The following is a 14,249-nucleotide window of genomic DNA, read 5'->3' on the forward strand; positions in this document are numbered from 1 at the left end:
AGAATATTACCGTTCACCACCGCTCTCAGCGATGTTATTAACCCTACAGCCAAACTGATTATTGCACTTAAATGAAACGTCTACCCTCGCGCCATAATCATTAATGGTTGACAACACCAGTGTATTCACGAGCACACCTTCATTCCAGTTAACCGTCACGGTTTCATATGGGGAAATAAGGAAAGGCTCGAACTTATCAACGTTACTGCCAGACAATATTTTCCTGGCCGATACCACCGTAATAAAATAAGGTGTTGGGTTGGTAACCTGGTATCTTTTTCCCTCTTTCCTTATACTTAATTTCTCCATCCCAGGCACCGTGCGGGCATTGCGCTCAACCTTTAACTGTTTAGGTCGATAAAAGACCTTTAAACGCGTCTGTAACGCCAACTGCAAACTATTTTTCTTCTCACTCTTCGGCGGGACCTCGCGCAGGTTAAAATAAAATACGCTTTCTCGGTCCGACGGCAGTTGAGCATGACTATTAATGTCTTGCACCCGCACCGAGGTCTTGCTACCCGCCTCAATACGCTGAATCGGGGGCAACGCAACCAACGGCTGAGATATTTTCTGGCCGGACGCATCCTCCAGCCACGCCTGAGCCAGGTAAGGTACGTGATTATTCTGGTTATGAACCGTGATGCTTACCGCCTTTTCCCCCTCATTGAGGATCAGGCGCGAGTGATCGACCGACAGTGCGGCCAATGAAACCGAAGTGTAAGAGGAAACGATTACTGATAGCATCATGATTGCGGCTTGCCGTATCATCATTTTTTTATTCGCTGTCTGATTCATGGTTAACGCTCTCCGGGGTCACGTAGTTCAATTGTATTCCAGTGAAAACATCACTGTAGAGGTAAAACTACCAGCACTCACCAAGCTGAACTCCGGGCCGGATACCGCAGCCTGGAAAGAAAAACTATTCTCTGCTTCTGCCAATGAACTGGCTGACATCGCCTTACCCGGCTGGACTTTATTCCCTTCATCATCCATTAATACAATAGCAATACCTTTCGCCTCACCGGCTACCGCAAACAGGCCAGGTTGATCAGCATCTTCATCCCCGGTAAAAGTAAAAATAACGCTCTGTCCAATACTCAGGTCACAGTCGATTAGACGCAGATTGAACGAATTTGGCGACGTCTGGCTGTTATTAATAAATTGCCTGGCGGCAATGGGGCCGAAGTCCACGATCTGATCCTCCGAGTCTGTCGCTAATTGACAAGGTTCGGCAACCAGTATGCCGCTGAAATGAATATCCGTATCCGCCCACGATGCGTGGTTCAGCAAAATAAAAAACACAGGCAGCAGCCGACCCAAAATACGTATGCAATAGCATCCCATTAACGGTACTCCAATCCCAAATAGACGACGGCCCTAAAATTCCCTGGCTCAAGTTGCTGGCGGGTTCTTATCAGTTGCGCCTGAAAAACCAGGTCGTTATGCCCTGGCGTCAATACCTGCGGCCAACTGCGCTCTCCCGGCTGCAAAACGTGCCGTGCACTATCTTCAAGCAATAAAGCTACACCTTTCGCACTGCCGGACAGGCGAATCAAACGGTGATTTTCGGGTTCTTCTTCCGCCACCAGACGCACCATGACAGCCATTTGTTGAGGTATATATGCAGCATTATCACCATGCTCAGGCGAACGAAGAAACCCGTCCCCCACACCGCAGTCCTCTAGATAAAAGTGCACCAGAGTCGGTTCTGATACATCACCGGGTTTAGCCAATTGCCATAGCGGCATCCCCCCCAGTTTTATCTCCTGCTCTTCGGACTCGGCGCTAATAATACAGGGAGACTCAACCAATTTTCCGCTGATATACAAGGCACCATGCAAACCGTCCACAGCCCAATTATCATTAGGAACATCTTGCACCTGTTTGGCGACGATAACACCACTGTATAAAAGCGAAGCTGAAAGTACGCCGACAACACCCCAGCGCAATGAATTATTGAACATCATTTTATCATCCAGGCGATAAATGCCGACAAACCGCGTCAGCGTTGGTTAACGTCGGCCCGGCAAATATCCCCGCTGCAGCGAAACGCTAACGTTGGTTTGCCGCCAAAGTCATTAATGGTTGTCACATGAGGAGCGGAAAATGTCTGGCTCTTGATATTAACGCTGGATTTAGGCTCAATCATAATGGCCTCAAAATCTTTGGCGACCGCCTGCTTTTCCGCGCCGGCAATACCAATCACCGTCATATAATAAGGCGTCGGGTTCTCTACACGATAGCCATTGCCTATTTTATGCAGAACCAACTGGTCGTCCCAACGGGTCATTTTTTCTGGGATAATACTTTCCGGTCGATAAAAAAGCTTTACCTTCGTCTGCAGGGCAACTTGCATGACATTTGGTTTATCGCTGCGTGGGGGGATTTCCCGCATGCTGAAATAAAAGACGGACTCCCTGTCCTGAGGTAGTGCTTTCGCCTCAGGTGTCGCCGTTATCCTAATCACGCTTTTTTTCCCCGCCTCAACTCTTTGCAATGGCGGCACTACCGCAAAGGGGCTATTGATTTTCTCGCCACGCGAGTTTTCCAGCCAGGCCTGCGCAAGATAAGGCTGTTTTTTGTTCTCATTACTGATATTCAAACTGATTGCTTTTTCAGTACCCGGAAAGATTGCTCGGGTGCGATCTAAAGCAATGGCCGCTTGGGCATGAGGAAATAGACTGAACATCCCACAGCTAATCAATAATACTTTGAGAAAAACAAGGTGCTTATTCACTTAACGTTTCCTATTACTAATTCAATTTTTATGTGCCGCCGAATATATTGGCTGGCAAGGTAATAACAGAGACTGGTTGGTCAAAATGACCTTAGGTAAGGAGATCTCGCATTGTGCAGCCCCCGCCCAATTAACCATGAGCTTCTCTTCGGCATTAATTCCAGCTAACCAGACATTGCCTGAGTCACCAACAATGCCAAGTTCACGCTCTTTTGCATTACGGATCGTGGCGCCAAATGGCGGGTGGCGCCCATCGGCAGTCGTTATTGCCGCCATGACTTTTGCCCCTTTCAACATATTAAATTGCCGGAAACCGATAGCTCCTTCGGTCAATGCGCTTTCTTTAACCGATGATCCGCTGGTTTCAACATCGTCATCCAGCTTATTAACGTCGACGCGCGTACTGGTTCGATAATAATTTCCGACGTCGGTGATAACACCAATGCCGTAATAGTTGGTATGTATCTGGTTATTCAGCGACACACCGCCAACACCATCCGTGCTAACCATCATCCTGGTGCCCCCGATGTTTCCGCCCGGGTGCAGAGCCGCCCCTTTCGCCGTCGCGGTGAACCCTCCCTGAAGAGAGAGGCCCGCAGAAGAATAACTATCTTCTACCCAGGTCGCGTTGGCCGTCATTGTGTTGAGGTCACCACGATGCGTGTAAAAACCACTGGCTTGTGGCTGCAGACTCTCGCTGTTTCCACTGCGCGTTCCACTGCGCGTTCCGCCACTCACTCGATAACTGTCGCCATTTTCTAAGCGCTGGTAAAAACCGGTGGTCTGGGTGTAACGATTGTCGCTATATGTTCCGCTATAGCTGACCGTACCATTAGAAAGCGGCATACTCAGGCTGACAAATATGGTATCGTTCCATTTATCATTATATTTATTCCTGGTTGCATTCAAACCAACGGAGATATTATTCCAGTCACCCAAGTCCACATATTGACTCAACGATAAATTATAATAATCCGTTGCATTTCTATTCCAATATGTTTGATGACTCCAGCTAAAATAGGCACTTAATCTCGAGTCTGGAAAACTCTTGCTGGATGTAACGGTATACAGATTCTTATTGTGGTACATCGAGCTATTCCCCGCACGAATATCAAGGTATTCCCCCATCGACAGGTAACCACTTTCAGAAAATCTATACCCGGCAAAAGTAATATCGCTGTTTATTTCATCAAAATGTTTTGAATAACTGACTCGCCATGACTTTCCCTGAGTACGTTCTTTATTCTGGATGTTGGCAATAGACTGCGACACATCCGCAGAAATCGCGCCCAGCACGAATAAGTCACGGCCCAGCCCAACGGAAAAGGCTTCATACTCCTCGGAAAGAACGCTACCGCCATACAGTGACCAGGCATTCGATACCCCCCACGAGAACTCCCCGGTGCTAAACATAGGCCCCGTCACATTATGGCTGTAATCGCTGGGTCTACCGGCGGCCAACTTATAACGCACTTGACCTGGTCTGGTTAAATAAGGGATCGTCGCGGTGTCGACCGAAAATGTCTGCACGCTGCCATCTTGTTCTTCAACCCGCACGTCCAGACGACCGTTAACCGCGCTGCTCAACTCCTGAATGTTAAACGGACCTGCGGCAACGTTGGTCTGATGCAGCACACGGCCTTTTTGACTGATCACCACCTTGGCATTGGTTTTCGCGACCCCGTTTACCTCCGGTGCATAACCCCTCAGCTTGGGGGGCAGCATGCGTTCATCCGAGGCTAACGACACCCCAGTGAAACGCCAGGAGTCAAAAATGTCTGAGCTCAGATAGGTTTCGCCCAGTAACAATTTGGTGGTGATCGAGGGCAAAGCGCGGTAGGCATACACCCGGCTCCAATCCAGTGTACGGGTTGCCTGATAGTTACCTGCGGTACGGTTATAAGCCCCCTGATAATCGCCACGCAAACGCCAGGCGCCGAGATTGGCCCCAAGGGTTCCATTGCCACTGATATTGGTAGTGATATTCCCTTTTTTAGGTTCTGTAATGGCGCTGGTCAGGCTATAGTCGAACATGATGCCCGGCTCTCCCTCTTCCCAACGAGAAGGGGGCAGCCAGTTCGCATCGCTGTATTCCAGCCATGCTTGCGGTACAGCCATATAAAGCGCAGACTCAGACAAATCGCCACGAAAACTAACCCCCTCAAGCGCACTGAAGTCCGCACATTGACTGTCGTGCCACCAGGTGATGTTTTTGATGAATTCAGGTTTCAGCCCTATCAGTGGCAATTGTTCCGGCGTAATGCAAACCTCAACAGCAGAGACAGCTTGTTGGTTTTTATCTTTATTACGTTCATAAAAATAAAACTCCAGATCGGCCGCGTTATTTTCGTTGACCTTCATATTCAACGTGTAAGAACCAGGCATGATATAGCCAGCCTGTGAGAATCGTGATAAATCTATGTTATTTTTAATATCGTCATCTAAAATATCAGTATTGAATTCAACGGCAATCGCCATTGAATTGGTCAATGACAAGTAAATCAAAACACCAAGAATAGCTAACCGTGGCTTTCGGAGATCAAGAAAATTCACACGTACTCCTGGCGAATAAATAACAAATTAAAAATAACAAAGCAATAATCACTGATAGTGAACCATAAATTTTATAACGCTATAGAATTCACCTGCCCGTAAGGCAGTGTTATTTCTTACCAACTGCAACTGATATTTTAACGTGGTGGTGTCCGGCTCGAGTTCAATCACATTCATTACTCCGCCCACAGCGGCAACCTGTTGGTGAGAATCCATAATACGGATCCCAACACCCTGTGCTTCTCCCTGTGTCGCAAACAATGATGTTCCATCGGCAACACCATCGAAGGTGACCAAAACGTCACGCCACTGACCTTTTTCTGATTCTTTATTTAAAACACACTTGATTAAGTGCAGATTGAATGTCCTTAACGGCCCTTGCCCGTCAGCAACCAGCGTCCGCAATGGCAATTCACCAAGATTAATACTCTGGTAAACATCCTCTGCTGCAATAGTGCATGCCGAAGCAATAATTTGGCCATTCATCGTTACCCGACCATGCCCCTGATCTTGTGCCAATGCGCCGTTGATACCACCGAACAGAAATAATAAAAACCAAAGGTTATTCTTTAACACGCGGAACTTCACCTTTTGGACTTACAGAGAAAACGGTCAGCCAGAATATATTCTGGCTGACCTTGGCAAACTTACTGGTAAGCCAGGGTAAAGTCAGCTACAGACTGGAATTCACCGGTGCTGATTTCAGTGCTAATCCCCTGCAGATAAGCAGAGAAGTTCAGGGTGTTGGAACCCTCGATCAATTCACGAGCTCCCGTTGCCTGGCCCAACGTAATCAGATTGCCAGAACCGTCGGTAACTGCCACGCCAGCGCCAGAAGCGGTGCCGGTAATACCTAGCAGCTGGTTAGAGCTATCTGCAGCAGAGCCACCGAAGGTCACGGTAACGGTATTGGCTTTATCAGCATCCAGCGCACAGTTTTCCAGCAGGATTTCGAAATTACGCGGCGTAGAAGAACCACCATCCGCCAGTTGGGAAGCAGCAATCTGCCCCAAGTCAACTTCTTGATCTGAAGACTCTGGATTCACAGAACAAGCGGCCTCAATAATAGAACCGGTGAAAGTTACACGGCCAGAACCTTGATCTGCAGCATTCGCACCAAATGCAGTCAGGCCGGAGGCCAGTAATAAAACAGACGCAATTTTATTGATTTTCATATAATTCTAATATCCGATTTTAAATGTTGCACAAAGTGCATTGAGTTTTAGGGGCTCAATGAAATTTATGTTGTTTATTTTGGGTGTTAAATGTTAAAACCCATCACCAAAAGACAAACTTAACCATACGCAATAATTTACGCACTTATATTTAAGCACCAGAACATATAAACACATCTGGCATCAATCATTTGGCGGAGAGAAGATTATATTTTTTCGAAAAATAAATAAAGTCGTTTTTTGATGTAACACAAAGACAAACAATATTCGATATCTGAAATACCTAGACAGGATAAAAACCCAAGAATAATGAAAAGTAAGGATTAACGCCTGTTAAATGTCGTTAAATTCATACTATTCACAACACTGACCCAAGAAGAGGTCTTAGACAAGACAGGAATTGCTGGTTAAATTTAAACCAAAAGAATAATAATAGAGCACACGACATGGGAAAATAATGAGTTTAGGTACACACGGTATTAGTTCTGTAGCCATCCTTGGAAATAATTTTTTTGGATTTCATGGTAAATATAGAGATAACATTGAGAACAGCTTTCCTTGTCAACTTCTGGAAGGTCACATAATCAATTACTGTAATCACGTTAATGACCAATAGCCGCAACCTTCTTTTAAGAATAGCGAAAATAGCGAAAGTTAAGGTATCTCCCACATTTTAGCCTGGTATGGTTTCATCCAATAAAGACATATTGGAAAAAGATGTATTTTTTAAGGAAGATACAAGATATGGTTAGGGATGTAATAATAACAGGCCACGGCACAGGAGTGCACTCCTGTGCCGTGGCATTGGCATTTATTGAACATGTAAAGTTAAATCAAAGGATGGGGTTACGTTTTCTTTTTCTTACATACAAACAATGTTCTTTTTGAGTCACTGAAGATTAATGTGTCATTATTAACACTGCGTATATCGTAGTAAAGGCTTTCTTGCCTGGATACTAATTCTTCGTAGACAATATCGGGTAAATTATCTCTTGGGTTTTTTACCGGCTTTTGACGAATCAGCTCATAGCTGTTCTTTTTCTCGCGAAAGATAGATACCTTAATGACTCTATCGACGATATATCGACTCTTTTCATAATTAATAACTCCGTATTCTGTTATGATTCCTTTATTATTTGAAGGAATATGAAAATTTATTTTCACTGATGAAAAAACATCAATTTCATTTTTTCCATTATCTTCATGATAAACATGAAACTCAGAGGAGCAATCAAATGGTATCACTTCATCATTCATATATAAATAAAAATATAAAAGTATCGCCGGCAGTAACAGTAAGCCTAACACTTTATAAAAAAACATAGTTCTTACATTCATTTCTGCCACTGGATTTGGTCCCATCACATACAGCCACGAAAGTTTCTTTTTTTAAGTTTTCAACATCCAATTTACTATCATCGATATAAACTATTTTATGCGTGTTTTCACACCTACGCATTACATTTTTCCCTGAAGAGGATTTGATGAATGTTTCTATCGATTTTATTTTAGCGGACTGTGTGACGTATACGTCACACAGTCCGACCTGAGTGAAATATGAAAAATTATGGTTATCATAAGCAGCCTTAAATATATAGGAAAAGAATGCAACATACATAATTTCAAGTGCGAAAATAATAATAAACCACTGACGGTGAAATTTTTTAACTGTACTACCTTCAACTTTCTCAGAACTTAAAGGTACCTCGGATAAATCGCCACTCAATACCTTAACGGTCAATACCAACATAAAACCTTGCTTTGGCATGGTTTCTATTGAGTTTTCAATCCTTAGATCTGTAAATGCCTTTCTTAAAAGTGAAATATTTTTATTTAGATTACTGTCTGAAGGTGTCAGATTGAACTTATCCCAAACATCATTGAGTAAGTCATCGCGCCTTATAAGTTTGTTAGGCGTTATAATCAACCTGCTTAACAGCCGGGCAGAAGATAGCGACAGCTCGATGGACTGAACGCCTCGGCAAAGGACTCTGGTATTATCATTAAAATGAACCAGATCATTTAACATAAATTCCATGGTGGGAAAACTCATTCAACGTGAAAACAAATCGGGAATAATAATCATTTTCATGCCACTATTATGGATAGTATAGATAATACCTCTAATAGTAGCTACTGATACGATTGAACCACAAAGCCCACTACTCAATTTTCTGCCAAGGACCGAAAAAATATAATTTATGTTAGAAAAAAGCATAACGGCATGTGGCAATTCGCCAGTTCAATTGGATGGCAATTCATTTGCATAGGTAAAATCTAGAGCTAACGTTAATTCCGATTAAAACTAGCTCGTCTTGATAAGACACCCTCTTTCGTCCATGTTAAAAATCACCCTAAAAATAACTAACCATACAGTTAAAATCACGACAAGCAACAAAACACACTCAAAAAAATAACATTATCGCAACACGTGATCGGCAAAACCTATTAATAATACACTAACGATCGTTATAATAGATCGTTACGACTAATATTGCAAACAACGGTAAATGATCCGCTTGGAATAGGAGAGCATGAAAAAACGTGGGGCAGTCACCGAATGTATCGCCTACTGGGGCTAGAATAACCAATATCATAACAATACCTGTTACCTCTACGTCATCAAAATCGCTGTTCGTGGCGTAAGTCCCATGGTCTGGCGCCGGCTAAGAATCACTGCTGATACGTCGCTGGCCGCGCTTCACTTCATTTTCCAGATCGTGCAGGGCTGGGGTGATGATTACCTCCATCAGTTTCATATTTACGGCAAAGATTACGGTATCTCTTACGATGGTGGCATTGGCTTTCCGGATAACCCGTTCCGGACCGTGATTGATGATTTTAGTTTTGATGTCAGCGATCGCTTTACCTACGAATACAACTTCTTTGATCACTGGCTTCATGACGTTCGTGTTGAGGCCATTCATGAAGACTCAACGCTGAAAACACCATTTTGTATCAGCGGTCATGGCATACCCGGAACACCCCCCCGAGGATGAAACTGATAAGACGCTGGTGTTTCTGGAGGCCATCGTTAATGCGGATGATACAGCAACGGTCGGTGATATCCGGGCCTTTGTTGACGACCTGGATGCTGTTCGGTTCAATCGCAATAAAATCAACAGGCAATTGAGCAAACTCGACCTGGCGGCGCCAGCACTGGAACCTGAAGTGATCTGGTCGGGTCGCCGGCGCTGACGGATGTCTATAAAGGTATACTTCTCTAATTCAGGAAATTGCCGTGCTCAGGACCAGAGGTGCCACACTCAGGACCGCCTGCGACCACGTAAACCTTGGCATTTCAATATATTATAAACTTAGCAACCAGATGAAAAACCAGTAACCAGGAGATAATCCCACCACGACAGGAGGCAATGATGAAATTGACGCTCCAGATAGTTATAACCGAGGAGTCAGGCGTGAGTCGAACGGAAGAACTGATGACATTACAGAAGTCAGGAGATGCCCGAAATGATATCGGATTATCGCTTTCAGAGTCGAAGAGCTTGCTGAACACCTTCCAGCAGTCAATGGTTCAGCAGCAGGCGGACGAATATACTCACCAGCATATCCAGTGTCCTCACTGCTTTGCGGCACGCAGAATCAAAGGCCGGCAGAAAATACAGTACAGGACACTGTTTGGCATTATTCCTGTCTCAAGGCTCCGGGTGTACCGGTGTCGTTGCGAAGAAAGTGCGACAAAAACCGTCAGTCTGCTCAGTGATTGGGCTGGCGATCACACCCATCCTTCACTGAAATATATAGAAACCCGCTGGGCGTCCATGATCTCGTATGAAATGACGACCCGCCTGCTGAAGGATGTTCTGCCGGTGGGGGATAACCTGAATGCCTCAACGGTGAGGAATCATTTATGCCAGGTGGCACAGCGTCTTGATGCTGAGGCGGAATCGCATTCTGGTTTTCTTTCAGGCTGCCCCCGCGACTGGGGTAACCTGCCCAGACCAGGGAAACCGCTTGTGGTGGGTATTGATGGTGGTTATGTTCGCGACCGGGATGACAAAAACGTAATTTTGAAATTATTGCCGGTAAATCTTTTTCAATCGGGGCGCCAACAGACACGCGCCGTTTCGGCTTTGTCCAGAAGGGTGACTGTCATCCGGAACGCAGGCTCATGGCACACTTGTCTGCCCAGGGAATGCAGGCCAACCAACAGATTTTCTTTCTGTCCGACGGTGCGGATAACCTGAGGGAACTGCAGTTCGGCATGTATCCTGAGTCAATTCATGTGCTTGACTGGTTTCATATTACGATGCGACTGACGGTGCTTATGCAGTATGCAAAGGGGCTGCAGGTGTCAGACCCAGAGACGGGCAGTAAAGTTTCTGCGCTTCTGGAAAGCAGTAAACGATACCTTTGGCATGGCAATGTTGTCGCCGCACTGGAGCATATCGATAATTGCGTCATGTATTGCGATGACCCTGAGCTCAACTATGCAGGCCTGAAATCCCTGCAAAAACACCTGGATGAAATGTATACCTACATCGGGAACAATAAGATGATGATCCCAAACTATGGTGAAATGCACCGGTACGGAGAGCCTGTTTCAACGGCGTTTGTGGAATCAACGATAAATGAAGTGATCGCCAGACGAATGGCCAAAAAGCAGCAGATGCAGTGGAGCAGAAAAGGGGCGCATTATTTGTTACAGACCCGGACCGCTGTTCTGAATAACGAGCTGCAGGATAAATTCGCCTGCTGGTATCCGGGGTTCTCGATGGACGAACAAAGTGATGGAAAGGTATCAGCGATGGCAGCTTAGATTACGACTGCCCCACGTTTTTTCATGCTCTCCTACTCGAGCGCACACAACGTGAACTGAACGGGGTACCCTGCATCTCGATCGATGCACTGCCAGCCAAGCAGCAGATCATCGTCAGCCGCTCATTTGGTCAACGCGTCACGCAGCTGCATGAAATGCACCAGGCGGTATGTCAGTACGCCGAACGTGCCGCCGAGAAGCTACGAAGAGAGCGGCAGTATTGCCGGCATATTTCGGTGTTTTTGCGAACCAGCCCGTTTGCCCCTCACGATCCCTATTACGCGAACAGTAACAGCGTGCGGCTCATGCTGGCCACGCAGGCACGAGTTCAAAAAGTGGCAGAAACGCGTCGAAAAAGTCCAGATAAGGGGACTCAAAAGTTAGCTTTAAGGCCTCATCAGTTCCGGGATTTAAATAACCCCAGCAATTACATTCTTGTGCCATCAGTTTCATCTGAGCGTCGAATTTACGTACCATTAGGCTTCTTTGATGCCAACGTAATCTCTACCAATCTAAACTTTATCCTTCCGCATGCGACTTTGTATGAATTTGGCATCCTCAGTTCATTACTTCATAACGACTGGATGCGGTTGGTTGCTGGTCGACTTAAAAGTGACTACCGTTATTCGGCAACCGTAGTGTACAACACCTTTCCCTGGCCATCAGTAACGCCTGGACAGCGTGAAGAGATCAAACGTTTGGCGGAAGAGATGTACCTTACTCGTGACGACTTCCCTGGTCGTACTCTAGCTGAGCTCTATGATCCCGATAAGATGCCACCCTCGCTTTTGGCAGCACATCAGGCACTGGATGTAGCTGTAGACAAACTCTATCGCGATAAGCCGTTTCGGGATGCCGCCGATCGCTTGAATTATCTGCTTGCACGGTACGAAGGGTTGACTAAAAAATAATCACCAACACTGCTTGATAACAAATTTGATGGGTGACGCCTTCAGTTGCATCGCCCATTATCCATGAAACAGGGGTAAATTATGGAAAATATACTGAACGTCAGTTATGCCCAAACCGGGCAAAGCACAGCACAAAAAGCCATGGGCATGCGCGAGATGCAAGCGCGAGTGTTCGAACAGCGCAACAGCCCCTACCTGCTGATCAAAGCCCCTCCGGCAAGTGGAAAATCCCGGGCGTTGATGTTTCTGGCACTGGACAAGCTTATCAATCAGGGGATACGTAAGGTCATCGTGGCTGTGCCAGAAATGTCCATAGGGTCCTCGTTCAGAGACACCGCACTCACCCAACACGGATTCTTTGCTGACTGGACGGTAGAGCCTGAAAATAACCTCTGTATCGGTGGAGGATAAAAGGGAAAGGTCTCCGCTTTTCGCCGCTTTATGCATGGTGATGGCCAGATCCTAGTCTGCACTCATGCCACCTTGCGCTTTGCCTTCGACAGTCTGGATGTGGCTGTTTTTGACCATTGTTTGGTGGCCATTGACGAATTCCATCACGTTTCTGCCGATGAAAATAGCCGGCTGGGTGCTTTACTCGATGCGCTGATGAAGCTGCCTCATGCGCACATTATCGCCATGACGGGTTCCTATTTCCGGGGCGATACCGTTCCTATTTTGCTACCAGAGGATGAGGCCCAATTTACTAAAGTGTCTTACTCCTATTACGAACAGTTAAACGGCTATGAACATCTGAAATCACTCGGTATCGGTTATCATTTTTATCAAGGCCGCTACATTAACGCTTTACCCTCCGTGCTCGATCCCACAAAAAAAACCATCATCCATATCCCTAACGTCAATTCCGGCGAGTCCACCAAAGATAAGCACACGGAGGTTGATGCCATATTGGATGCACTGGGTGACGTGGAGTCTCAAGATCCGATATCCGGCGTATATCGGGTTAAACGTAAAGGAGATGGCAAGCTTTTAAAGGTCGCTAACCTGGTTGATGACAATGTGGCTGAACGCCCCAAGGTGCAGGCATATTTGCGTACCATTGCAACTGCAGACGATATAGACATCATCATTGCCCTGGGAATGGCAAAAGAGGGATTTGACTGGCCGTATTGTGAGCACGTATTGACTATCGGCTATCGGAGTTCTTTGACTGAAGTGGTGCAGATCATTGGCCGCGCAACGCGTGATTGCAAAGGGAAAACGCATGCCCAGTTTACTAACCTGATCGCACAGCCTGATGCCCAAGATGATGACGTGAAAGTATCGGTCAACAACATGCTCAAGGCCATCACTACCTCACTGTTGATGGAGCAAATCTTGGCACCCAGCATCCAGTTCAAGCCACGTTCTCAATGGAATGGAGAAGATCTCCCTCCAAACACACTAATTATCGATGATAAGGTGGCCCCAGTATCTAAAAAGGTGCTCGATATTCTTAACGGCGATAAAGAAGAGATCATGGCGACCCTAATGGCTAATGAGCAACTCGTTAAGGAAGCAGTATCCAATATGCTACCAGCAGAGTTAATCACTCAGGGGGCCTTACCCGCAACCATCCAAAAAATGTATCCTGATCTGACGGATTATGAATTGGAGCAAATACGGTCTGGCATCCTGCAAAGCCTTTACATCAATAAGCACGGAGTATTGGTCGATGAGAAGGATGTCCCGGAAGGCGCGGATATCGTGGGTGGCCCCTCCCCAGTCAACGACCCGGATGAGATAACGGTTAGCAGACAGTTTTTGAAGATGGGTGAGAAGTTCATCAACATCGAAAATTTGAATATCGACCTGATTGAGACGGTAAACCCATTCCACGGTGCTTATGAAATTCTCTCCAAATCAGTTACCGTGGCAATGCTCAAAACCATTCAAGAAGCTGTTAGCGCTAACCAGGCCCAAGTGTCAGAGGATGAGGCCACCATTCTCTGGCCACGGATCCAGGACTTCGCCCGTCAACACCAACGCCCACCAGAGTTGACATCGAGTGACCCGCTGGAGGTGCGTTACGCTCAAGTGCTGGCCTATCTTCGCAACAAAAAACAGGCGAAAATGGTAAAGCAGGGAAGCTAACT

12 protein-coding genes and 2 pseudogenes are annotated in these 14,249 nt (G+C 46.0%); 5 read left to right on the forward strand and 9 right to left on the reverse strand.

Going from position 1 to position 14,249, the window contains the following annotated elements:
• Positions 1-6: 6 nt before the first annotated feature.
• The 9 genes from KHA73_RS24330 to KHA73_RS24370 form a co-directional block, all read right to left on the reverse strand.
• Complete coding sequence (locus KHA73_RS24330; protein ID WP_010895786.1) at positions 7-795, reverse strand: fimbrial biogenesis chaperone; 789 nt, start codon at positions 793-795, stop codon at positions 7-9.
• Between the two features lie 27 nt (positions 796-822).
• Entirely contained in the window at positions 823-1,302 is a 480-nt protein-coding gene (locus tag KHA73_RS24335) for a fimbrial protein (protein WP_234591448.1), read from the reverse strand.
• A 41-nt stretch (positions 1,303-1,343) separates the two neighbouring features.
• Entirely contained in the window at positions 1,344-1,967 is a 624-nt protein-coding gene (locus KHA73_RS24340; RefSeq protein WP_010895784.1) for a fimbrial protein, read from the reverse strand.
• Between the two features lie 35 nt (positions 1,968-2,002).
• Positions 2,003-2,689, reverse strand: a complete 687-nt coding sequence (locus tag KHA73_RS24345; RefSeq protein ID WP_169558210.1) for a fimbria/pilus periplasmic chaperone — start codon at positions 2,687-2,689, stop codon at positions 2,003-2,005.
• A gap of 69 nt (positions 2,690-2,758) precedes the next feature.
• Positions 2,759-5,215: a fimbria/pilus outer membrane usher protein gene (locus tag KHA73_RS24350; RefSeq protein WP_169558209.1), complete on the reverse strand. Its 2,457-nt coding sequence runs from the start codon at positions 5,213-5,215 to the stop codon at positions 2,759-2,761.
• A gap of 123 nt (positions 5,216-5,338) precedes the next feature.
• Positions 5,339-5,866 carry a fimbrial protein gene (locus tag KHA73_RS24355; RefSeq protein ID WP_010895781.1) on the reverse strand — a complete coding sequence of 176 codons (528 nt, stop codon included), beginning with the start codon at positions 5,864-5,866 and terminating at the stop codon, positions 5,339-5,341.
• A gap of 71 nt (positions 5,867-5,937) precedes the next feature.
• The gene (locus tag KHA73_RS24360; protein ID WP_010895780.1) at positions 5,938-6,465 is read right to left on the reverse strand and encodes a fimbrial protein; all 528 of its coding nucleotides are present in this window, start codon (positions 6,463-6,465) and stop codon (positions 5,938-5,940) included.
• A gap of 846 nt (positions 6,466-7,311) precedes the next feature.
• Positions 7,312-7,812, reverse strand: a complete 501-nt coding sequence (locus tag KHA73_RS24365; RefSeq protein WP_234591450.1) for a hypothetical protein — start codon at positions 7,810-7,812, stop codon at positions 7,312-7,314.
• Positions 7,775-8,494 carry a winged helix-turn-helix domain-containing protein gene (locus KHA73_RS24370; RefSeq protein ID WP_010895778.1) on the reverse strand — a complete coding sequence of 240 codons (720 nt, stop codon included), beginning with the start codon at positions 8,492-8,494 and terminating at the stop codon, positions 7,775-7,777. Before KHA73_RS24370 ends, KHA73_RS24365 begins: the two co-directional genes overlap by 38 nt.
• A 622-nt stretch (positions 8,495-9,116) precedes the next feature.
• Between KHA73_RS24370 and KHA73_RS24735 the strand changes: the two genes are divergently transcribed.
• The 5 genes and pseudogenes from KHA73_RS24735 to KHA73_RS24400 all read left to right on the forward strand — a co-directional run bounded on the left by KHA73_RS24735 (position 9,117) and on the right by KHA73_RS24400 (position 14,247).
• Positions 9,117-9,464, forward strand: a complete 348-nt coding sequence (locus KHA73_RS24735) for a plasmid pRiA4b ORF-3 family protein (RefSeq protein WP_010895777.1) — start codon at positions 9,117-9,119, stop codon at positions 9,462-9,464.
• Positions 9,433-9,663 (forward strand): Sea16', encoded by a 231-nt coding sequence (locus KHA73_RS24740; protein WP_010895776.1) that lies wholly within the window; start codon positions 9,433-9,435, stop codon positions 9,661-9,663. Before KHA73_RS24735 ends, KHA73_RS24740 begins: the two co-directional genes overlap by 32 nt.
• A gap of 179 nt (positions 9,664-9,842) precedes the next feature.
• Positions 9,843-11,245: pseudogene (locus KHA73_RS24385) on the forward strand (ISKra4 family transposase).
• 110 nt (positions 11,246-11,355) lie between these two features.
• Positions 11,356-12,156, forward strand: coding sequence for a type IIL restriction-modification enzyme MmeI (locus KHA73_RS24395; RefSeq protein ID WP_256451475.1), 801 nt, complete (start codon positions 11,356-11,358; stop codon positions 12,154-12,156).
• Positions 12,157-12,237: 81 nt separating this feature from the next.
• A pseudogene (locus tag KHA73_RS24400) lies at positions 12,238-14,247 on the forward strand (DEAD/DEAH box helicase).
• The last annotated feature ends 2 nt before the right edge of the window (positions 14,248-14,249 follow it).

It is taken from the genome of Serratia entomophila, from assembly GCF_021462285.1.
Taxonomy (GTDB): Bacteria; Pseudomonadota; Gammaproteobacteria; order Enterobacterales; family Enterobacteriaceae; genus Serratia; species Serratia entomophila.